Origin of the sequence: Rathayibacter sp. AY1C9 (assembly GCF_002932315.1) — a bacterium.
Classification (GTDB): Bacteria; Actinomycetota; Actinomycetes; order Actinomycetales; family Microbacteriaceae; genus Rathayibacter.
This window is the reverse complement of record NZ_PSVZ01000001.1, coordinates 156,584-176,962: the sequence shown is the minus strand read 5'-3', so window position 1 is coordinate 176,962 and position 20,379 is coordinate 156,584. Positions and strand designations below refer to the sequence as shown.

Below are 20,379 nucleotides of genomic sequence, written 5' to 3'. Positions count from 1 at the left end.
CGACGGACCGCTCGGGCATGATGAGGAGGTGACCTTCCTCATCACGGGCGCCTCCGGCATGCTCGGCACCGACCTGCGCGCGGCCCTCGGCTCCCGCCCCAGCACCGCCCTCGGCCGCTCCGACCTCGACGTGACCGACCTCGACGCCGTGCGCGCCGCCGTCGCGGGACACGACGCCGTGGTGAACTGCGCCGCGTACACCTGCGTCGACGACGCCGAGACCGACGAGGAGGAGGCGCACCGCGTCAACGCCGTCGGAGCGCGCAACCTCGCCCTCGCCACCGCCGAGACGGGAGCCGCACTCGTGCAGGTCTCCACCGACTACGTCTTCGACGGCTCCGCGACGACCCCCTACTCCGAGGACCACCCCCGGAACCCGATCTCGGCCTACGGCCGCACGAAGGCCGAGGGCGAGCGCCTGGTGCTCGATGCCAACCCGGACCGCGGGTACGTCGTCCGCACGGCCTGGCTCTACGGCGAGCACGGCGGCAACTTCGCGAAGACGATGGTGCGACTGGCGGGCGCGCACGAGACGCTGACCGTGGTCGACGACCAGCACGGCCAGCCCACCTGGACCGCCGACCTCGCCGCGCGCCTGATCGAGCTGGTCGACGCGGAGGCCCCGGCCGGCGTCTACCACGGCACCAGCTCCGGCGAGACGACCTGGCTCGGCTTCGCCCGTGCCGTCTTCGCCAAGGCGGGCCTGGATCCCGAGCGCCTGCGCCCGACCGACAGCGGCTCGTTCGTCCGCCCCGCTCCGCGTCCGGCCTACTCGGTCCTCGGACACGACGGCTGGAGCCGGGCGGGCCTGCCGCCGCTGCGCTCCTGGCAGGACGCGCTCGCCGCCGCACCCCTCGAGGCGGTGACCCCGTGACCACCACTCTCCGCGTCGTCGTCGACCAGATGCTCGCCCGCGTGCCCGGCGGCATCGGCCGCTACACCGAGGAGCTCACCCGCGAGCTGATCGCGACGGCTCCCCGCGACTGCGAGGTGGAGGCCGTCGTCTCCGCCCACCCGCCCGAGAAGGAGGAGGAGCTGCGCCTGCGCCTGCCCGGCCTCGCGCGCATCCACCGGCTGCCGCTCGGGCGCCGCGAGCTCTCGCGCGCCTGGCAGTACGGGATCGCCATCCCGGCCGGCGGCGGCATGATCCACGCCCCGAGCCTCTTCGCACCGCTGCGCAGCCACGACGGGAGCGAGGGCGAGCAGATCGCCGTCACGATCCACGACACGGTGCCGTGGACGCATCCCGAGACTCTCACCCCCCACGGCGCGAAGTGGCACCGGGCGATGGCCAAGCGCGCCCGCAAGCACGCGGACGCCGTCGTCGTCCCCACTCACGCGGTCGCCCACCAGCTCTCCCAGCTGATGGACTTCGGCGATCGACTGCGCGTGATCGGCGGAGCCGTCGGCTCCGGCCTGGTCGTCCCGGAGGACGCCGACGAGCGCGCCACGGCGCTGGGCCTCCCCCCGGAGTACGTGCTGAGCGTCGGCACGCTGGAGCCGCGCAAGGGCCTGGTCTCGCTGATCGCGGCCTTCGGAGGAGCGTCCGCCCCGGCGATCCCGCTGCTCCTGGTCGGCCCGACCGGCTGGGGCGACCTGGACGTGGCCTCCGTCGCCGACGAGCAGGGCCTCGACGAGACGCGCGTGCGCGCCCTGGGAGTCCTCAGCGACGCCGACCTCTCCGTCGTCCTCTCCCGGGCCACCCTCTTCGTCTACCCGAGCATCGCCGAGGGCTTCGGCCTGCCCGTGCTCGAGGCGATGCACTTCGGAGTGCCGGTGGTGCACTCCGACGACCCCGCGCTGATGGAGGTCGCCGCGGACGCCGGCGTCGCCGTCGAGCGCGGCGACGCGAAGGACTACCCGGACCGCCTCGCCCTCGCCATGAGCAGCGTGCTCGCCGACACCGGTCTGCGCGAGCGGATGTCGGTGGCCGGCCGCGACCGCTCCCGCGCCTTCAGCTGGCGCGACTCCGCGGAGCGCGTCTGGGCGCTGCACGCCGACCTCTGAGGCGTGCGGCACCCGGCCGTCTACGGCGCGGAGTCGCCCGACAGTCCGGCACTCACCAGCGAGTGCACGACGTCGTAGTCCGGGTCCTCCGGGTCGACGGCCGGCGGGACCAGCTCGATCGGATCCACCGGCTGCGACTTCGTCTTGAGCCCCAGCTGCACGAAGTAGCCGAGCATCCCCTGCGGGACGTCCGTCTTGATGACCTGGGACCCGGCGGACGCGACGTCCTGGAACTTGGCGAGGACGTTGCCCGGCTCGAACTGGGCGAGCAGCGCCTCCTGCACCTGCCGCTGGCGCGCCATCCGGTCGTAGTCGCTCGTGGTGTAGCGCGAGCGGGCGTAGGCGAGGGCCTGCTCGCCGTTGAAGTGCCAGTGCCCGGGATCGATCCACTGGTTGACGCCCTGCATCACGCCGTCGGAGTCGGGCAGCCCGCCCAGGGGCAGCGGCTCGTCGGCCACGTAGTCGATGTCGATGCCGCCGAGCGCGTCGATCAGCTGGGCGAAGCCCTCCATGTCGATCAGCGCGTAGTACTGGATCCTCAGGTCGAGGATGCCCTCGACCGCGTCGCGCATCGCCTCGATGCCGGGCTCGCTGCCGTGGTCGACGGCGTCGGGGTAGAGCTCCGGGTGCTTCAGCTCGACCTCGGTGTAGACCGAGTTGAGCTTGCAGACGTCGACGGCGCAGTTGTCGGTGTCGTAGCCGTCGGGGTAGAGCTCGTGCATCGGGCTGGTCTCGGGGAACGGGAAGTCGACGAACTCGCGCGAGACGCCGATGATCGAGGCCTTGCCGCTCGACGCGTCGATGCTGACCACCGAGATGCTGTCGGGGCGCAGACCGTCGCGGTCCTCCCCCGCGTCGCCGCCGAGGAGCATCACGTTGTAGCGGCCGTCGATCGGCTGCTCGATCGCTCCGCCGCCGAAGATCGACGACAGCGTCCCCCGGGTCACGCCGAGCAGGTAGGTGCCGTAGGCGGTGGTGCCGACCGAGACCGCCATCAGCGCGATCGTCGCGAACGCGAGCACGCCGCGCATCCGCGGGCGCACCCGGACGACGCGGATCAGGCGGAGGGTGTCGAGCGTCAGCACGGCCCAGACCACCCCGTAGACGACGAGCGCGGCCTGGAGCGCGAGCATCGAGAGGTCGAAGGTCGCGAGCGTGTAGAGGCCGGTCGGGAAGACGAAGTAGAGGAGCACCGCGACCAGGAGGGCGACCCAGAGCCCGAGGGTGAAGCCGAGCCCCAGGCGCCCGAGCCGGCGGTTGCCCGCCAGGACCTGAGCGGACCCGGGCACCAGCAGGTTGACGATCAGCAGCCACCACGCCCGCCGCGTCATGAAGGCGCGGGAGGCGACGTCCGGGTGCCGCAGCGGCAGGGCGACGGCCGTCACAGGCCCGCCACCAGGGCGTCGTTCTTCGCGGCGACCTGCACCTCGAGGTCGGCGGCGAAGGCGTCGAGCGCTGCGGAGAGGGCGTCGTCCGCGGTCGCGAGGATCTTCACCGCGAGCAGTCCGGCGTTCCGCGCTCCGCCGATGGAGACGGTGGCGACGGGGACGCCCGCGGGCATCTGCACGATCGAGAGGAGGGAGTCGAGCCCGTCGAGGCGGGCGAGCGGGACCGGTACTCCGACGACGGGGAGCGAGGTCACGGCGGCGAGCATGCCGGGGAGGTGGGCGGCTCCGCCCGCCCCGGCGATGACGACCTTCAGGCCGCGGCCGCGGGCCTCGCGTCCGTACGCGATCATCGCCTCCGGGGTGCGGTGCGCGGAGACGACCCGGACCTCGTGCGCCACGCCGAACTCGGCGAGGACGGTGGACGCCGCCTGCATGACGGACCAGTCCGAGTCCGAGCCCATCACGACGCCGACGAGCGGCGCAGGCCCGTTCACGAGCGCGTCCGCGCTCACGAGAGGGCTCCGGCAGGGGTCGGGGAGGTCGGCAGGCTCGTCACGGCGACCATCGTACGGGTCAGTCCGTGAGAACGGCCGCCGCCGCGCGAGCCTCGTAGACCACGAGGTCGAGGTCGTCGCCGCCGGCGTTCACGTGCCCGACCTTGCGGCCCGGTCGCGGCTCCTTGCCGTAGTTGTGCACCTTCACACCCGGGTGATCGGCGAGCACCCGCGGGTAGCGGTCGGTCAGCGACTCCCCCACCGGGCCGCCGAGCACGTTGACCATCACGGTCCACGGGTCGCGGCAGCCCGTCGCGCCGAGCGGCAGGTCGAGGACCGCGCGCAGGTGCTGCTCGAACTGCGACGTGGTCGATCCGTCCATCGTCCAGTGGCCGCTGTTGTGCGGGCGCATGGCCAGCTCGTTGACCAGGATCCGGTCGTCCGTCGTCTCGAACAGCTCGACGGCCAGGACGCCGGTGACCCCGAGGCTGTCGGCGATCGTCTGCGCGATCTCGGCCGCGGCGGCTGCGAGCCGGCCGGCGGACGCGGGGGCCGGAGCGATCACCTCGGCGCAGACGCCGTCGCGCTGCACGGACTCCACCACCGGCCAGAGGATGCTCTCGCCGGAGGGACGCCGGGCGACGAGCTGCGCGAGCTCGCGGCGGAAGCCCACCAGCTCCTCGACCAGGAGCGAGCCGCCCCGGCCGTCCTCGGCGAGGGCGGTGAACCAGTCGTCCGCCTCGTGGGCGCCGCGCACCACGCGAACGCCCTTGCCGTCGTAGCCGCCGCGCGCGGTCTTCACCACGGCGCTGCCGCCGTGCTCGGCCAGGAACTCCCCCAGCTCCTCGGCGGAGGAGACCTCGGCCCACTCGGGCACGGGCACGCCGAGCTCGGTCAGGCGGCGCCGCATCATCAGCTTGTCCTGGGCGAACAGCAGGGCGTCGGGCCCGGGGTGCACGGCGACGCCGCGGGCGACGAGCTCGCGGAGGATCGGCTGGGGAACGTGCTCGTGGTCGAACGTGACCACGTCCACGGTCTCGGCGAAGGCGAGCACGGTCGCCTCGTCGCGGTGGTCGCCGACCCGTGTCGCGGCGAGCCCCGCCGGGGCGCCCTCGCTCTCGGCGAGCACGGCGATCTCGATGCCGAGCTCCACCGCCGCGGGGATCATCATCCGAGCGAGCTGGCCGCCCCCGATCACGCCGACGCGCATGGCGCTCCTCCGTCTCCGCCCGCTGGCGCGGGGCGGCTCCATGCTACCGAGGCCCCGACGCGCTCACGCGGGCGGCGGCCACTCCTGCTCGAGAGCGGGAGCCGCGCCGATCGCCTCCCGCAGCAGGTCGGCCGTGAGCTCCGGATCCGGCAGGTCCCGCAGCACGAACACCTCGGCTCCCGCCTGCAGGATCCGGACGTCGCCGCACCGGGCGAGGCGCTGGCCGAGGGAGCGCTCGACCGCGACCTCCATCCTCCGATCGAAGACCACCTCGGCCCGCCGGATCGACGCCACGCCCCGGCGCGCGCTGAGGCCGGAGGCGGTCACGCGGTAGCGCACGCTCGCCCAGCCCGCGATCCCGGGAGCGCAGAGGAGCAGCACCAGAAGTGCGGTGCCGAGCCCGATGATCCAGCGCTGCAGGGCGAGCTCGAACTGCGCGGCGAAGTAGAAGCCCGTCCACGTGAGCAGGAGGAGGCCGACGACCGGTGCGACCGCCCGGCGGGCGCGCGGGGTCAGCCGCGCCAGCTCGCGGTCGGCGGGGTCGGTCCTGGCCATCAGGAGCGCAGATGCGTGACGTCGCCGGCCGTGAACGAGCGCAGCGCGCCGCCCTGATCGAGCAGGAGCGAGCCGTTTGGGGCGAGTGCGGCGGCGGTCCCCTCCTCCTGCGTGCCGTCAGGCAGCTCGAGCCGGACGCGCGTTCCGAGGGTGCCGCAGGAGGCGCGGACGGCGGCGGCCGCTCCGGAGGCCTCGGCGTCGCCCTGGGCGAGCAGCGGAGCCAGCAGACCCTGGAACCCGGTCAGGAACGCGGCGAGCACCTCGTCGGCGCTCGTCGTCCGCGCTCCGGCGAGGGCGAGCGAGGTGGCGGACGGGACCGGCAGCTCCGCCTCCGTCAGCAGCAGGTTCACGCCCGTGCCGACGACGACCCGCCCGTCCGGCAGGCGCTCGGCGAGGATCCCCGCGACCTTCAGGCCGTCGATCAGGACGTCGTTGGGCCACTTGACGGCGACGTCCCCGTCGACGAGGGGTGCGAGGGCCCGGGCGAGAGCGGCGCCGGCCACGAGCGGCAGCCAGCCGGAGGCCTCGGCGCCGAGGGCGGAGGCGTCGACCAGCGTCGAGGCCGCGAGCGTGCGGCCCGCGGGCGCCTGCCAGACGCGCCCCAGCCGGCCGCGCCCGGCGCGCTGGTCGCCGGTGGCGACGACGGAGAGGTGCGGCCACGCGGCGGGGTCGGCGGCCGCCCGCTCGCGGAGCTCGTCGTTCGTCGACCCCGCCGACTCGAGCGCGAGGACGCGGGGAGAGACGGCGGAGGCGAGCGGGAGGAGCATGCCGCCACGGTAGCGGCGGCTCCCGCGAGGCCGCTCCGAGCGCCGCGCGCGACGGCCCGCCCTTGTCCGGATCCTCCCGTTCGGAGCGGCCCTCCCTGTGCGAGTGCGACAAGAGGAGGCGTCCGCCCCGCCGGTAGGGTGAGCGGGTGACCGCGAACACCGAACGTCCCGCGCCCGATCTGTACACGACCGCGGGGAAGATCGCGGACCTCAGGAACCGCTACCACGAGGCCGTCACGGCCAGTGGCGAGGCGGCGATCGAGAAGCAGCACGCCAAGGGCAAGATGACCGCACGGGAGCGGATCGACACTCTCCTCGACCCGGGCTCGTTCGTCGAGCTGGACGAGTTCGTGCGCCACCGCACCCACGCCTTCGGCATGGAGAAGAAGCGCCCCTACGGCGACGCCGTCGTCACCGGGACCGGCACCATCCACGGCCGCCAGGTCGCCGTGTACTCGCAGGACTTCACGATCTTCGGCGGCTCGCTCGGCGAGGTGGCCGGCGAGAAGATCATCAAGGTGATGGACCTCGCCCTGAAGACCGGCGTCCCGATCATCGGCATCCTCGACTCCGGCGGAGCACGGATCCAGGAGGGCGTGGTCGCCCTCGGCAAGTACGGCGAGATCTTCCGCCGCAACACCGCGGCGAGCGGCGTGATCCCCCAGATCTCGATCATCTGCGGCCCGGCCGCGGGAGGCGCGGTCTACTCCCCCGCCCTGACCGACTTCGTGATCATGGTCGACAAGACCAGCCAGATGTTCGTCACCGGGCCCGACGTGATCAAGACCGTCACCGGCGAGGACGTCGGCATGGAGGAGCTCGGCGGTGCGCTGACCCACAACAAGATCTCGGGCGTCTCGCACTACCTCGCGAGCGACGAGAACGACGCGCTCGACTACGCGCGGACGCTCCTCTCCTTCCTCCCGGACAACAACCTGTCGCCGGTCCCCGTCTTCGAGACCGAGGTCGACCTCGAGACGACCGACGCGGACCGCTTCCTCGACACGGTCATCCCGGACAGCCCGAACCAGCCGTACGACATGCGCGCCGTCATCGAGCACATCGTCGACGAGGGCGACTTCCTCGAGGTGCAGCCGCTGTTCGCGCCGAACATCGTGATCGGCTTCGGCCGCGTCGAGGGCCGCTCCGTCGGCATCATCGCGAACCAGCCGAGCGCCATGGCGGGCACGCTGAACATCGAGGCGGGCGAGAAGGCGTCCCGCTTCGTCCGCTTCTGCGACGCGTTCTCGCTGCCGATCCTGACCCTGGTCGACGTCCCGGGCTACCTGCCCGGCACCGACCAGGAGTGGACCGGCGTCATCCGCCGCGGCGCGAAGCTGCTCTACGCCTACGCCGAGGCGACCGTGCCGCTGGTCACGGTCATCCTGCGCAAGGCCTACGGCGGCGCGTACATCGTGATGGGGTCCAAGCAGCTGGGAGCCGACATCAACCTCGCGTGGCCGACCGCCGAGATCGCCGTCATGGGAGGCCAGGGCGCGGTGAACATCCTCTACCGCAACGAGATCCGCAAGGCGGAGGAGGCCGGCGAGGACGTCGCAGCCGTCCGGACGCGCCTGGCGAACGAGTACACCTACAACGTCGCGAGCCCGTTCCTCGCGGCCGAGCGCGGCGAGCTCGACGGCGTGATCGAGCCCTCGGCGACGCGTGTCTCCGTCATCAAGGCGCTGCGGGCGCTGCGCACCAAGCGCGCCAACCTGCCCGCGAAGAAGCACGGCAACATCCCGCTCTGACCCGGCTCGCTCGGACGCCGCGGCAGGAGACGGGAGACCGTCCGTGCCGCGGCGTTCCGCTGCGACCGCCTCCTCACGGGGCGGAGGGGCGGAACGATCAGTCGGAGGAGCCGGGCCCGGTCCGTCGGGCAGCGGACTCCGCGGGAGCATCGGGCCGCACGACGGGAGCGTCCGGCTCCGCGGCCGGAGCATCCGGCTTCCCTGTCGCGGAATCGGGCTTCGCTTCCCGGGCATCCGCCTTCGTCGCCGGAGCACCCGCCTTCACCGCAGGACCGTCCGGCTCGGCTGCCGGAGCACCCGCCTTCACCGCCGGAGCGCCTGCCTTCGCGGCCGGAGCATCCGGCTTCGCCGCGGGTGCCTCGGACGGCTTCTCCTCCGGCTTCGCCCCGACCACCCGCGCGAACGCCAGCGCCTGCGCGGCGGAGAGGTCGGGCAGATAGGCGCGACCCAGCGCGGCTCCGATCCGGGGCAGCTGCAGCGCGTCGGGGTAGGTCATCCAGAGGCCCGCGTAGCGCGGGTGGAACTTGGCCTTGAAGCGGAACAGCGACGTGAAGCCGTAGGCCGGCTCGAGCGTCCGCGAGAGGAACTCGAGCAGGCGCGAGAGGACCGTCGGCTCCGGAGGCTCCTCCCCCTCCTCGACCGGTGCGGTGGCGAGCGGTGCGCCCGAGAGCGAGAGGAACTCGGCACCCTCCTCCTTGACGCGCAGCGCCGCGGAGGCGATGAGGAACTCCATGATGCCGGGCATCGAGTCGTCGGAGCGGCGCATGAAGTCGAGGGTCCAGCCGACCACGCGACCCTCCCTGTGCACGGGCAGCCAGCTCGTCACTCCCTGCAGCACGCCGTCCGGTCCGACCGCGAGCAGGAGGGCGACGTCGGGATCGCGGACCTCGTCGATGCCGCCGAGGGTGAAGCCCATCTCGGGCAGCGCCTTCTCGGCGACCCAGCGCTCCGACAGGTCGACGATCTGGTTGGCCATGCCGAGGGAGAGCTCGGGCCAGCTGGTCCACTGCGCCTCGATGCCCAGCTTGATGCCGCGCGTGAGCGGGTAGCGCACCTTCTGCCACCGCTTGCCGGTGAGCTCGAAGGAGGAGAGCTCGATGATCGTCTCCTCGCCGACCGAGAGGCGCGACCAGCCGAGCCGGTCGAAGACGGGGAGCAGCTCGTCGTGGATGCTGTAGAAGACGGGCGTCCAGCTGCGCTCGTCGCAGAAACGCACGAACTCGGCCACGACGTCCTCCCGCCGCTCGGGAGCGCAGGCCGGGTCGGAGAGGGTGATCGCCACGCCGCCGATCACCCGGTAGGCGACTCCGCCGGTCCCGTCGGCCGAGATCCAGTGCGCGTTGCCCTCCCAGGTCCCCTGATGGCCGAGGCTGCCGGCGCCGTGCAGGGACAGGAGCGCGCGGTACCGCGCCTCGTCGCCGCGGTTCCGCTGCACGTCGGTGGCCCGGAGCAGGGCGACCACCGCGACGACGACCACGAGCCAGAACACCGGGCCGACCCACTCGAAGACGATCCGCGCGACGGGCTCCCGCGGCACGGCGAGCAGTCCGGCGCCGCCGAGGAAGCTCACCGGGACGAAGCGCAGCAGCCCGTCCAGGAGGAGTCTCCCGAGGCCCAGGAGCGGCTCGAAGCTCGTGCGCACGCCGGCCGAGAGCGCCAGGTAGCCGCCGAGGGACACGACGAAGGCGATGGCGACGACCCGCGTCCAGAGCCTCGCGGCGGCACGGGGCGCGCGGATGCGGAAGTGCCTCCTCCCGATCACGAGCATCGCCACGACGGCCAGCGGCACCAGCACCGTCGTCGCCACCCAGAGCAGGTACTCGGCGTAGTACAGGAACTCGGGGTGACGGGCGGCGCGCTGGAGGGAGAAGACCTCCAGGATCGCGATCGCGATGTTCACCCCGACCGCCAGCAGCAGGCCCAGGCGGCGCCCGGAGCGCAGGCCGTAGGCGGCGACGAGCAGGAGGACGAGCGGGACGAACGTCAGCAGGATCGGCCCGGGGGCGACCAGGCTCAGCTTCACGTGGTGCGCGCAGTGCCGGAGGGCGCGGCTGCACGGGTCCTCGAGGTCCGTCGTCCCCGTGAAGGCGCTCTGCAGCAGTCGGCCGAGGAACGAGAACGGACCGTAGCCCGAGTCGGAGAGGACGGCGACGAGCGGACCGATCGCGGTGACGACGACGACCGCCGCCAGCAGCCCCCGGGACTCGCGGTGCGAGCTCGGCGCCGGACGCTGCGGACGCAGCCCCGACGCTCCCCGCGCGAGCACCGCGCCGAGCACGAGCCCCGCGCCGCCCGCGAGGAGCCGGTACGCGTCGGCGGAGTCGCCCGCGTAGAGCACGAACATCAGCACGACGGCGAAGACGGTCACCCGGAGCCTGCGACGCCACAGAGCGCCCATGAAGGCGGTCGAGGCGATGAGGGCGCCGACCGCGCCGATCAGCGGGTCGAAGGTGTGGTCGCCGACGGTGTCGCCCGCCCACCACTCCCCGACGAGAGCGCCGATCGACTGCACGGAGGACCCGACGACGATCCCGACGGCGCCGGTCACGAGGAAGGCGAGGAGGGTGCGGGCCGAGCCGAGGCGGCGCTCCGCGGCGAGGAGCATCGGGAGCACCAGCACGACGTCCAGGAGCAGCTGCAGCGGGTCCGCCGCGATCAGGAGGGCGGTCACCGCCGTCCACGGACGGCCGTCGAGGGTCGTCATCGGGCCCGCCGCCCACCAGGCCGTCGTCTCGGCTCCCGCGGGGGCGACGAGCGTCCCCGTGATCGCGCTCGCGGCCAGGAGGACCAGGACGACCGAGACGGCCGCCGGCGACCTCCGGACCAGCAGACGCAGGGGGCGCAGCGCCGCGGCACCGCTCCTCGGGAACCACGTCGGCATGCGGGGACGCTCCTGTTCGCAACGGACGGACGACGCTCCGGCGGCATCCGGCGTCAGCATAGCCATGCCCCGCCGACCGGCGCCGTGAACGGCATGCGATAGCGTCGCGGGATGACCGCCTCCGACTCCGCACCCGCCGTCGTCATCTCCACCCCCGGCCTCGACGCCGCCGAGATCGCCGCCGTCACGGCCGTCGTCACCGCACTGACCTCTCGCACCGAGGCCGAGCCGGAGACCCCGCAGGAGCTCAGCGGGGGCTGGAACGACCGCGCCGCGGCGGTCCGCGGGCCGCTGCGGCCGGCACCGGGAGCGTGGCGCTCCTTCTCCGGCTGAGCGGACTCGCAGACGCAGCCCGTCGGGGAACGAGCGATCCGCGACGCGGAACGTGAAATTTGTCCCCCGATTAGTCCCCTAAAGTGCTGACTATGCGCCTCCTGGCGGAGCGAGCACACTAGTGGACGTACGGTGCTCCTCCTTCGGAAGGGGCACCGCCAATCACTCGCCGACCAGGGTAAGCAGGCGGGTGTGTTGGGGGCGAGTGAGGGTAATATTCGGGTTGTTACCCTCACTCGGGGTTTGACGGCGGGCCGGGCCCCCTCTTCGGAGGAGTGGACGGCCCGCCGCACTCCGTTAACGGGCTTTCGTCCTGACGCGCTCTGCGCTCAACGGGCTCTGCCCATGACGGCTCTGCTCACGCTCGTGCCGCGCCGTGCCGCGCCGCGCCGACGATCGGTCCGCTCCGAGAGACCGGGCGCGCCGAGACCTGAGCTGTGCTGAGAGCCGGAGCGTACCGCCCGCGGCACCGATCCGAGATACGCACGCCCTCCGGGGCGGGTCGCCGCCGGTCGCTGCGCATGCGGACGGCCGCGCCGTCCCGCGCGCTCTCCGCCGCTCAGACGTCCCGTCCGCCGACGCCGTCGCGCCGGATCTCGACCCAGGCGTCGACCTCGTCCCCCGCGTCGTCGGAGCCGAGGGCGCCCGCGCTGCCGTCGCCGGCCGTCCGCAGGCCCACCACGGTGACCGCCGAGGCCGAGTCGGCCGACGCGGTGCGCACCACCACGCGGTCGACCTCCTCGCGGATCCCGCTCAGAGCCTGGGCGAGCTCCCCCAGCACCCGTCGGCTCTCGCCCTCGGAGGTGCGGTCGAGGCCGCCGTCGTCGAGCACCGAGACGGTCACCCCCCGCCGCCGCGCGTCGAGCACGAGACGCCGCACCTCGTCGTCCAGCAGCCGCCGGCCGCGGATCTCGTCGCGCACGGCCGCCTCGAGCAGCCGGCACTCGCGCCGCTCCTCGTCGGTGAGGCCCGGTCCCGGCTCGGCGATGCGCAGCAGCATGTCGGCGGCGAGGGCACGGGTCTGCTCCAGCCGGACCTCGCGCTCCGTGAGGTGCGCCTCCTCCGCGGCCCGCCACGACGCGGCCGCGCGCTCGGCCGCCTCGAGCACGCGCGCCTCGGAGCCCGCGCGCCCGAGCTCGACGATGAGCAGCTGCGCGATCGCGACCCAGGCGATCCCCCCGACGACGCCGAGAGTGGCCAGCGCGGCCGGGCCGGCCCAGAACACGGTGTGCACGATCAGGAAGCCGACGCCGACCCAGGCGCAGGCCGCGCGCCGGCGGGCGCACACGATCGTCATGAGGGTGCCGACCGCGGCGATGTACCAGGTGGAGTAGCCGTTGGAGGCGCCCGGATCGAGCGACGGCGCGACCAGCAGCGGCAGAGCGACGGCGACCGCGGTCATCCCGACCGCGACGGGCAGGGCGAGCCGGGTCGTCGCTCCCGGCCAGAGGGCGACGACGGTCGCCGCGACGTACAGCGCGACCGCGACGAGGTCGGCCGGCGTGGCCGGGGAGATGCGGAAGGAGAAGAAGGCGAGCACCACGTGGTACAGCGAGAAGCCGGCGCCGAGCGCCTGGAGCAGGGGGCGCGGGTAGGCGATCACGGCCCTCCTCCCGCGTCCGCCCGCCAGGAGAGGACGACACGGGTGCCCTCGCCCGGAGTCGAGTCGACCCGCGCCGATCCCCGCGCGTTGTGCACCCGCTCGAGGATGGAGAGCCGGATGCCCAGCCGCTCGCGCGGGACGTCGGCGAGCCGGAAGCCGCGGCCGTCGTCCTCCACCACGACCTCCACCGCGCCGTCGCCCAGCAGCCCGTGCACGGCGCGGTGGACGCTGCCGCTCGGACCCGCGTGCTGAACGCTGTTGGCGAGCGCCTGCCAGACCGCGCCGAGCAGCGCCTCGGCCACCGGGCGCGGCAGCGTCGTCGCGCGCGGATCCACTCCGTCGGCCGTCGCGACTGCGATCTCGGTCCCGAAGGTGGACGCCGCGTGGGCGAGCTGGCGCTGCAGGAGCTCGAGCGGGACCAGCCCCTCGGGCGGCTCCGGCTCGTGGTCGGGCAGCAGCACGGCGAGGGTGCGCTGCGCCATCGAGGAGACCAGCGCACGCTCGGCCGGCGACTCGGCGGAGGCGGCGGAGAGCAGCGTCGCAAGCACGTTGTCGTGCACCAGGGCGTCGACCTCGACCCGCTCCACCTCGCCGGCGTGCTGGCGCATCGCCGCCTCGTACTGCTCCATGGCCGTCGTCTGCGCGCGATCGATCTGGTCGGCCGACTGCCGGAGCACGGTGATCAGCACCAGCATCACGAAGCCGACGATGCCCACGTAGGCGGCGTCGAGGATCGCGCGGGTCGGCTCCGCCCCGCCGCCGGAGGGGAGGACGCGCAGCAGCCCGAACAGCACGGTCGTCACCGACACGTACGCGATCGCGATCCGGAGGGGAGCCGCGATCGTGCAGAAGGCGGTGCCGATGGTCAGCAGGTACCAGATCCACGGGGTCTCGCGGTCCGCGCCCCCGGTGGCGACGGCGGCCGGCCAGGTCAGGAGGGCGACGAGGACGCCGACCGCGACCAGGACCGCCGTGATCCGCGTGCCCCGCCGCAGCACGGCGGTGACCACGGCGGCGGTGAGCGATCCGAAGACCAGCACCAGCACCGGCCAGGCCACCTCGGGGCGCAGCAGGGGCAGCTGGGCGAGGATCGGCGGGACGGTCTGCACACCGAAGCCGAAGCCGAAGAACGACACGACCGTGCTGATGATCCGGTCGATCCGCTCGCGCCCGGCGTTGCGGCGGGCGATCGGCGCCTCAGCGCCCGCCATCGCCGTCGTCCGGGTCGATGCCCGGCAGGATGCCGTCCTCCACCGCGCGCCGCAGCAGATCGACCTTCGTCGGGGCGGGACGGCCGATCTCGACGTACTTGTCGCGGATCCGGTCGAGGTACTCCTTCGCCGTCGACACCGAGATCTGCAGCCGCTCGGCCACCAGCTTCAGCGGCAGCCCCGAGGCGTAGAGGTGCAGGACGTCGCGCTCGCGACGACCGAGCACGGCCCGCGCGAAGTCGTCGTCGGCGTCGATGGCCGAGGCCCACTCCAGATTGTTGAGGACCTCGCCGCGGGCGACGGTGCGGATGGCGGCGACGACCGTCGACATGGGCGAGGACTTCGGGATGACGCCGGCCGCTCCCGCGGCGAGCGCCTCCCGCACGGCCACGACGCGGTCGGCGATGCTGTGGACGAGGACGGCGGAGCCGCGCACCTGCCCCCACTTGACGTTGCTGGTGATGCTCGAGCCGTCGTTCAGGGACAGGTCGAGGACGAGCACCTCGATCTCGGCGCCGCCGATCGTGCTCTCGAGGGCCTGGACGGTCTCGGCGGCGGCGACCACCTGCATCCCCGCGCTCTCGACGGCGGCGGCCACGCCCAGGCGCACCGACTCGTGGTCGTCCACGATCGCCACGCGCACGCGCGGGGCCTCGGCTGCGTCGACGTGGGGCTCCATCCCGCCCATGGTACGCAGGCGCGGGCCCGCGGTCAGTCCTCTCGGCGGACCAGTCGCGCAACGGCCTCCACGTGGGAGGTGTGCGGGAAGAGGTCGAAGCCCTCGAGGCGCTCCAGCTCGTAGCCGGCCCCGGTCAGGGCGCCCACGTCGCGGGCGAGCGCGACCGGGTCGCAGGCGACGTAGACGAGCTGCGCCGGCCGCAGCTCCGCCAGAGCGTCGGTGACCGCTCGGCCGGCGCCCGAGCGCGGCGGGTCGAGGACCACGGTCGCCGCGCGCCACCGCGCCCGCTCGCGCGCATCGGCCTGGGCGACGACGTCGCGGAGGTAGCGGTCGACGCGGGCGGTCACCGCGCGGGCGCCGACCTGGTCGGCCAGGTTCTCGAGCGCGTGCTCGGTGGCGCGGGAGTCGCTCTCGACGCTGGTCACGCGCACTCCGGCGCCGAGGCGGTCGGCCAGCGCCGCGGCGAGCAGGCCCACCCCGCCGTAGAGGTCGTGGTTGGCGGCCGACGGGTCCGCCGCGTCCGCGTCGACGGCGGCCTGCACGGCCTCGAAGAGCGCGGCGGCGGCTCCGCGGTGCACCTGCCAGAAGCCGGTGCGGTCGACCCGGAAGGTGCGGTCGGCGACGAATTCGCTCACCACCGTGCGGTCGCGGCGGGCGCGCTTGTCGGAGGGGTCGTGCACGAGCACCGCGGCTCCCTCGGACCCGGCCGCGTCGACGAGGTCGACCACCGAGCCGGGAGCGAGGCGCTCGCCGAGCGGTGCGGCCAGGGAGGAATCGGCGGTCGCGAGGGGCAGCGACTCCACGGTGACGACGTGGTGGCTGCGTGCCGCGTAGGGGCCGACCCGTCCGTCGTCGTCGACGTGGAGGCGGTTCCGCGTGCGCCAGCCGAGGCCGCCGGACGCGTCGTCCCCGCCGATCGGCGCGACCTCCACCTCGATCTCGCGACGGGCGAAGCGGGAGAAGGAGTCGACGAGCACGAGGCGCTTCAGCTCGCGCTGGTAGGCCAGGTCGGCGTGGCCGAGCTCGGCGCCGCCGACGCGCTCCTCCGGGCGGCGGTCGAGGGCGGCCTCGGGCCAGACGTGCTCCACCCGGTGCTCGGACGCCTCGAGCACCTCGAGCGCCTCGGCACGCCAGAAGCTGTCGTGCCGGACCTCGCTGATCCGCGCCCGCACGCGCTCGCCGGGGAGGACGTCCGGGACGAAGACGACGCGGCCCTCGTGCCGGGCGACGAACACGCCGCCGTGGGCGACGTTGCTAATGTCGAGCTCGATCTCGGTCCCGAGTGCGTCGTCGGCCCCGTCGGGGCGGGCGGATGCTCGGGACGGGGTCTGTGCCATCCGTCGAGCATCCCACAGCGTGGGCCCGGCCGCAGGGAGCCCTCGTGCGCCTCTACCTCGCCTCCACCTCCCCCGCGCGCCTCGCGCTGCTGCGGGCCTCCGGGATCGAGCCCGTCGTCGTCCCCTCCGAGGTGGACGAGCCCGCGGCCGTCGCCCGGGCCGAGCAGGAGCGGGGCGCGGCGCTGGACGCGGACGCCACCGTCTCGCTGCTCGCCCGCGCCAAGGCGCACGCCGTCCTGCGCCCGGACATCGACGGTCTGGTGCTCGGCGGCGACTCCGCGTTCGTCCTCGACGGCGTCGTCCACGGCAAGCCGCACGAGCCCGAGCGGGCCCGGGAGCGCTGGCGCGCCCAGCGCGGACGCACCGGCCGCCTCCACTCCGGCCACTGGCTCGTCGACCACCGCGGCGGGAGGATCGTCGCCGAGGCCGGAGCGGTCACCTCCGCCGCCGTCACGTTCGCCGACGACATCGACGACGCCGAGATCGACGCCTACGTCGCCACCGGCGAGCCCCTCGAGGTGGCCGGCGCCTTCACCATCGACGGCCGCGGCGCCGGCTTCATCACCGCGATCGAGGGCGACCCCTCGACGGTGATCGGGATGTCGGTGCCGACCCTCCGCACTCTGGTGCGGAGCCTCGGCGTCGACTGGACCGCGCTCTGGAACCGCTGAGGCCCGTCCCGCCCTTGTGAGGAACCGACGAAGGCCCTCCGCTTCTTTGTGGTGAGCCGCGCCGGGCCGGGCGGAGCCGCCCCCTAGGGTTGGGGACCATGCCGAAGATTACGAAGGTGCTCGTCGCCAACCGGGGCGAGATCGCCGTCCGAGTCATCCGCGCCGCCCGCGACAGCGGGATCGCCTCCGTGGCCGTCTACGCCGACCAGGACCGCGACGCCGTGCACAGCCGCCTCGCCGACGAGGCCTACGCCCTCGGCGGGACGACCAGCGCCGAGACCTACCTCGTCATCGACAAGCTGCTCTCGGTGGCCCGCCGCTCCGGTGCCGACGCCGTGCACCCCGGCTACGGCTTCCTCGCCGAGAACGCCGACTTCGCCCGCGCCGTCATCGACGCCGGCCTGATCTGGATCGGCCCCGGCCCCGAGGCCATCGAGCGCCTCGGCGACAAGGTCTCGGCCCGCCACGTCGCCGAGAAGGTCGGCGCGCCGCTGGCCCCGGGAACCCTCAACCCCGTCTCCGGCGCCGCCGAGGTGCTCGAGTTCGTGGACCAGTACGGCCTCCCCGTCGCGATCAAGGCGGCCTTCGGCGGCGGCGGTCGCGGCCTCAAGGTCGCCCGCGAGCGCGACGAGGTCGAGGAGCTGTTCGCCTCCGCCACGCGCGAGGCCGTCGCCGCCTTCGGCCGCGGCGAGTGCTTCGTCGAGAAGTACCTCGACCAGCCGCGCCACGTCGAGACCCAGTGCCTGGCCGACGCGCACGGCAACGTCGTCGTGGTCTCCACCCGCGACTGCTCCCTCCAGCGCCGCCACCAGAAGCTCGTCGAGGAGGCGCCCGCGCCGTTCCTGACGGATGCGCAGAACACCGAGCTCTACCGCGCCTCGAAGGCGATCCTGCAGGAGGTCGGCTACCTCGGCGCCGGGACCTGCGAGTTCCTGATCGGCAAGGACGGCACGGTGTCCTTCCTCGAGGTGAACACCCGCCTCCAGGTCGAGCACCCCGTGTCGGAGGAGATCACCGGCATCGACCTCGTGCGCGAGCAGTTCCGACTCGCCGAGGGCGGCGTGCTCGACTACGACGACCCGGAGCCCCGCGGCCACTCCTTCGAGTTCCGCATCAACGGCGAGGACGCGGGCCGCGGCTTCCTCCCCGCTCCGGGCCCGGTGCACGTCTTCAAGGCCCCCGGCGGACCCGGCGTCCGCGTCGACTCCGGCGTCGTCGCCGGCGACGTGATCTCCGGCTCCTTCGACTCGCTCCTCGCGAAGCTGATCGTCACCGGCGACAGCCGCGAGCAGGCGCTGGAGCGCTCGCGCCGCGCCCTCGCCGAGTTCGAGGTCACCGGACTGCCGACCGTCCTCCCCTTCCACCGCGCGATCGTCGAGGACCCGGCCTTCGCCCCCGAGGGCGGCGCGCCCTTCACGATCTACACCCGCTGGATCGAGACCGAGTTCGAGAACACGATCCCGGCCTGGAGCGGCGAGCCCGGAGCGACCGACGAGCCGGCGGCCCGCCGGAACGTGGTCGTCGAGGTCGACGGGCGCCGCGTCGAGGTCACTCTCCCCGGCGACCTGGTCGGCTCGGGACCCGCCCGCGGGGCCGCTGCCGCCTCCCCGAAGCGCCGCGGCTCCTCCTCCGTCAGCACCGTCACGGGCGACTCCGTCGCCTCGCCCATGCAGGCCACCATCGTCAAGGTCGCCGTCGCCGAGGGCGACACGGTCGTCACCGGCGACCTGGTCGTCGTCCTCGAGGCGATGAAGATGGAGCAGCCGCTCACCGCCCACAAGGACGGCGTCGTGAAGGGCCTCGACGCGACGGCCGGAGCGACCGTCCCCGCGGGACACGTGCTCCTCCAGATCGTCTGAGCCCGTTCCGGGCCGCTCCCCGCGCGGCCCGGCGCGGTCGGCTCCTCGACGTGAGTGGTACCGCCGAGCGGGTCGCGTCGCGCTGCCGTCAATCGCTTCGCACGCGATTCCCGGTCGTGCGCTCTGCCGATGAAGGGCCGCACCCCGCGCGGCCCGGCGGAGTGGCGCGTCAGGTGACGATGTGCATGGCGCGCGCGGCGTCCGAGATCGAGCCGGTGAGGCTCGGGTAGACGGTGAAGGCCCGCGCGACCTGGTCGACGGTCAGGCGGTGCTCCACGGCGAGGGCGAGCGGGAAGATCAGCTCGCTCGCCTTCGGAGCGACGATGACGCCTCCGATGACGGTGCCGGAGCCGGTGCGCGCGAACAGCTTGACGAAGCCGTCGCGGATGCCCATCATCTTCGCCCGCGGGTTCGCGGCGAGCGGGAGCTTGTAGATCTCGCCCTGCGCGATGCCCTCCTCGATCTCGCGCTGGCTCCACCCGACGGTCGCGATCTCGGGCTGCGTGAAGATGTTCGCCGCGACGTTGCGCACCTCGGTCGGGTTCACGGCGTCGCCCATCGCGTGGAACACGCCGGTGCGGCCCTGCATGGCGGCGACGGAGGCGAGCGGGAGGAACGTGGTGCAGTCCCCGGCCGCGTAGATCGAGGGGACGCTGGTGCGGGCGACGCGGTTGACGCGGATGTGCCCCGACTCCGTCAGCTGCACCCCCGCGTCCTCGAGGCCGATGCCCGCCGTGTTCGGCACGGAGCCGACGGCCATCAGGCAGTGCGAGCCCTCGACGACACGTCCGTCCGAGAGCACGGCCTGCACGCCCTTCTCGGTCCGCTCGACGCGGTCGGCGCGCGACTTCGAGAGCACGACCATGCCGTTGCGCTTGAAGACGTTCTCGATCACGGCGGCCGCGTCGGCGTCCTCGCCGGGCAGCACCTGGTCGCGGGAGGAGATGAGGGTCACGCGGGCGCCGAGCGCACGGTAGGCGGAGGCGAACTCCGCGCCGGTCACGCCGGAGCCCACCACGATCAGGTGCTCGGGGACGGACTTGAGGTTGTAGAGCTGGGTCCAGCTGAGGATGCGCTCGCCGTCGGGAGCCGCGGTCGGGAGCACACGGGGGCTGGCGCCCACCGAGACCACGATCGTGTCCGCCTCGATGCGGTCGAAGTCCATGCCCTCGCCGCCGGCCGCCGTGGAGACGATCAAGGCGTTCGAGCCGTCCAGGCGCCCGTCCCCCTGGACGATGCGCACGCCGTGGTGCACCAGGTTCGCGCGCATGTCCTCGGACTGCTGGCGCGCGAGCCCGAGCAGGCGCTTGTTCACCGTCGCCAGGTTGACCGCCACGTCCGGGCGCACCGGCTTGTTCTGCTCCGAGCGGGTGAAGAACTGCACGCCCAGGTCGGCGGCCTCGCCGATGGCGTTGGTGGCCTCCGCCGTCGCGATGAGCGACTTCGACGGGACGACGTCGGTGATGACGGCCGAGCCGCCCACTCCGACCCGCTCGACCAGGGTGACCTCAGCGCCGAGCTGCGCTCCCGCGATGGCGGCTTCGTAGCCGCCCGGCCCCCCTCCGAGTACAGCGATCCTCTGCGCGCGCTCGAACTCGTAAGCCATGGTTCCCATTGTCCTCTCTCACTGAGT

General features: G+C 73.5%; 17 protein-coding genes. 6 read left to right on the top strand and 11 right to left on the bottom strand.

Annotated elements, in window-relative coordinates; all coding sequences use genetic code 11:
- Positions 1 to 28 precede the first annotated feature (28 nt).
- Both rfbD and C5D09_RS00900 read left to right on the top strand, forming a co-directional pair.
- On the top strand, positions 29 to 874 hold the full coding sequence (gene rfbD, locus C5D09_RS00905; protein WP_104268405.1) for a dTDP-4-dehydrorhamnose reductase: 846 nt from the start codon (positions 29 to 31) through the stop codon (positions 872 to 874).
- On the top strand, positions 871 to 2,007 hold the full coding sequence (locus tag C5D09_RS00900) for a glycosyltransferase family 1 protein (protein ID WP_258066869.1): 1,137 nt from the start codon (positions 871 to 873) through the stop codon (positions 2,005 to 2,007). The genes rfbD and C5D09_RS00900 overlap by 4 nt, the downstream gene beginning before the upstream one ends.
- A gap of 20 nt (positions 2,008 to 2,027) precedes the next feature.
- Here C5D09_RS00900 and C5D09_RS00895 read toward each other — a convergent pair whose 3' ends face one another.
- The 5 genes from C5D09_RS00895 to C5D09_RS00875 form a co-directional block, all read right to left on the bottom strand.
- On the bottom strand, positions 2,028 to 3,392 hold the full coding sequence (locus tag C5D09_RS00895; RefSeq protein ID WP_258062765.1) for an LCP family protein: 1,365 nt from the start codon (positions 3,390 to 3,392) through the stop codon (positions 2,028 to 2,030).
- Positions 3,389 to 3,856 (bottom strand): 5-(carboxyamino)imidazole ribonucleotide mutase, encoded by a 468-nt coding sequence (gene purE, locus C5D09_RS00890; protein WP_104225651.1) that lies wholly within the window; start codon positions 3,854 to 3,856, stop codon positions 3,389 to 3,391. Before purE ends, C5D09_RS00895 begins: the two co-directional genes overlap by 4 nt.
- A gap of 112 nt (positions 3,857 to 3,968) precedes the next feature.
- Positions 3,969 to 5,099, bottom strand: coding sequence for a 5-(carboxyamino)imidazole ribonucleotide synthase (locus tag C5D09_RS00885; protein ID WP_104268404.1), 1,131 nt, complete (start codon positions 5,097 to 5,099; stop codon positions 3,969 to 3,971).
- Positions 5,100 to 5,162: 63 nt separating this feature from the next.
- A complete protein-coding gene (locus C5D09_RS00880; RefSeq protein WP_104232824.1) occupies positions 5,163 to 5,654 on the bottom strand; it encodes a PH domain-containing protein in 492 nt (163 codons plus the stop codon).
- Positions 5,654 to 6,421: a biotin--[acetyl-CoA-carboxylase] ligase gene (locus C5D09_RS00875; protein WP_104268403.1), complete on the bottom strand. Its 768-nt coding sequence runs from the start codon at positions 6,419 to 6,421 to the stop codon at positions 5,654 to 5,656. The genes C5D09_RS00880 and C5D09_RS00875 overlap by 1 nt, the downstream gene beginning before the upstream one ends.
- A gap of 146 nt (positions 6,422 to 6,567) precedes the next feature.
- On the opposite strand from C5D09_RS00875, the gene C5D09_RS00870 reads away from it, so the two are divergent.
- Entirely contained in the window at positions 6,568 to 8,172 is a 1,605-nt protein-coding gene (locus C5D09_RS00870; protein ID WP_104223164.1) for an acyl-CoA carboxylase subunit beta, read from the top strand.
- Positions 8,173 to 8,269: 97 nt separating this feature from the next.
- Here C5D09_RS00870 and C5D09_RS00865 read toward each other — a convergent pair whose 3' ends face one another.
- The gene (locus C5D09_RS00865) at positions 8,270 to 11,053 is read right to left on the bottom strand and encodes a DUF2156 domain-containing protein (protein ID WP_181134992.1); all 2,784 of its coding nucleotides are present in this window, start codon (positions 11,051 to 11,053) and stop codon (positions 8,270 to 8,272) included.
- 111 nt (positions 11,054 to 11,164) lie between these two features.
- On the opposite strand from C5D09_RS00865, the gene C5D09_RS00860 reads away from it, so the two are divergent.
- On the top strand, positions 11,165 to 11,386 hold the full coding sequence (locus tag C5D09_RS00860) for an acyl-CoA carboxylase subunit epsilon (protein WP_104223166.1): 222 nt from the start codon (positions 11,165 to 11,167) through the stop codon (positions 11,384 to 11,386).
- 559 nt (positions 11,387 to 11,945) lie between these two features.
- Here C5D09_RS00860 and C5D09_RS00855 read toward each other — a convergent pair.
- Genes C5D09_RS00855 through C5D09_RS00840 form a run of 4 tightly spaced genes read right to left on the bottom strand, consistent with a single transcriptional unit; the run spans position 11,946 to position 16,216 of the window.
- Positions 11,946 to 12,989 carry a hypothetical protein gene (locus tag C5D09_RS00855; protein ID WP_104225461.1) on the bottom strand — a complete coding sequence of 348 codons (1,044 nt, stop codon included), beginning with the start codon at positions 12,987 to 12,989 and terminating at the stop codon, positions 11,946 to 11,948.
- Positions 12,986 to 14,200, bottom strand: coding sequence for a sensor histidine kinase (locus C5D09_RS00850; RefSeq protein ID WP_104256321.1), 1,215 nt, complete (start codon positions 14,198 to 14,200; stop codon positions 12,986 to 12,988). Before C5D09_RS00850 ends, C5D09_RS00855 begins: the two co-directional genes overlap by 4 nt.
- A complete protein-coding gene (locus C5D09_RS00845) occupies positions 14,187 to 14,888 on the bottom strand; it encodes a response regulator transcription factor (RefSeq protein ID WP_104223169.1) in 702 nt (233 codons plus the stop codon). Before C5D09_RS00845 ends, C5D09_RS00850 begins: the two co-directional genes overlap by 14 nt.
- A gap of 23 nt (positions 14,889 to 14,911) precedes the next feature.
- Positions 14,912 to 16,216, bottom strand: a complete 1,305-nt coding sequence (locus C5D09_RS00840; RefSeq protein ID WP_146083669.1) for a class I SAM-dependent RNA methyltransferase — start codon at positions 16,214 to 16,216, stop codon at positions 14,912 to 14,914.
- Positions 16,217 to 16,260: 44 nt separating this feature from the next.
- On the opposite strand from C5D09_RS00840, the gene C5D09_RS00835 reads away from it, so the two are divergent.
- Together C5D09_RS00835 and C5D09_RS00830 are read left to right on the top strand one after the other, a co-directional pair.
- The gene (locus C5D09_RS00835; RefSeq protein WP_181027094.1) at positions 16,261 to 16,887 is read left to right on the top strand and encodes a nucleoside triphosphate pyrophosphatase; all 627 of its coding nucleotides are present in this window, start codon (positions 16,261 to 16,263) and stop codon (positions 16,885 to 16,887) included.
- Positions 16,888 to 16,985: 98 nt separating this feature from the next.
- Positions 16,986 to 18,746 (top strand): biotin carboxylase N-terminal domain-containing protein, encoded by a 1,761-nt coding sequence (locus C5D09_RS00830; protein ID WP_104262420.1) that lies wholly within the window; start codon positions 16,986 to 16,988, stop codon positions 18,744 to 18,746.
- 169 nt (positions 18,747 to 18,915) lie between these two features.
- Here the strand turns inward: C5D09_RS00830 and C5D09_RS00825 are convergent, their stop codons facing one another.
- Positions 18,916 to 20,352, bottom strand: coding sequence for an NAD(P)H-quinone dehydrogenase (locus C5D09_RS00825; RefSeq protein ID WP_104223171.1), 1,437 nt, complete (start codon positions 20,350 to 20,352; stop codon positions 18,916 to 18,918).
- Positions 20,353 to 20,379: the final 27 nt, after the last annotated feature.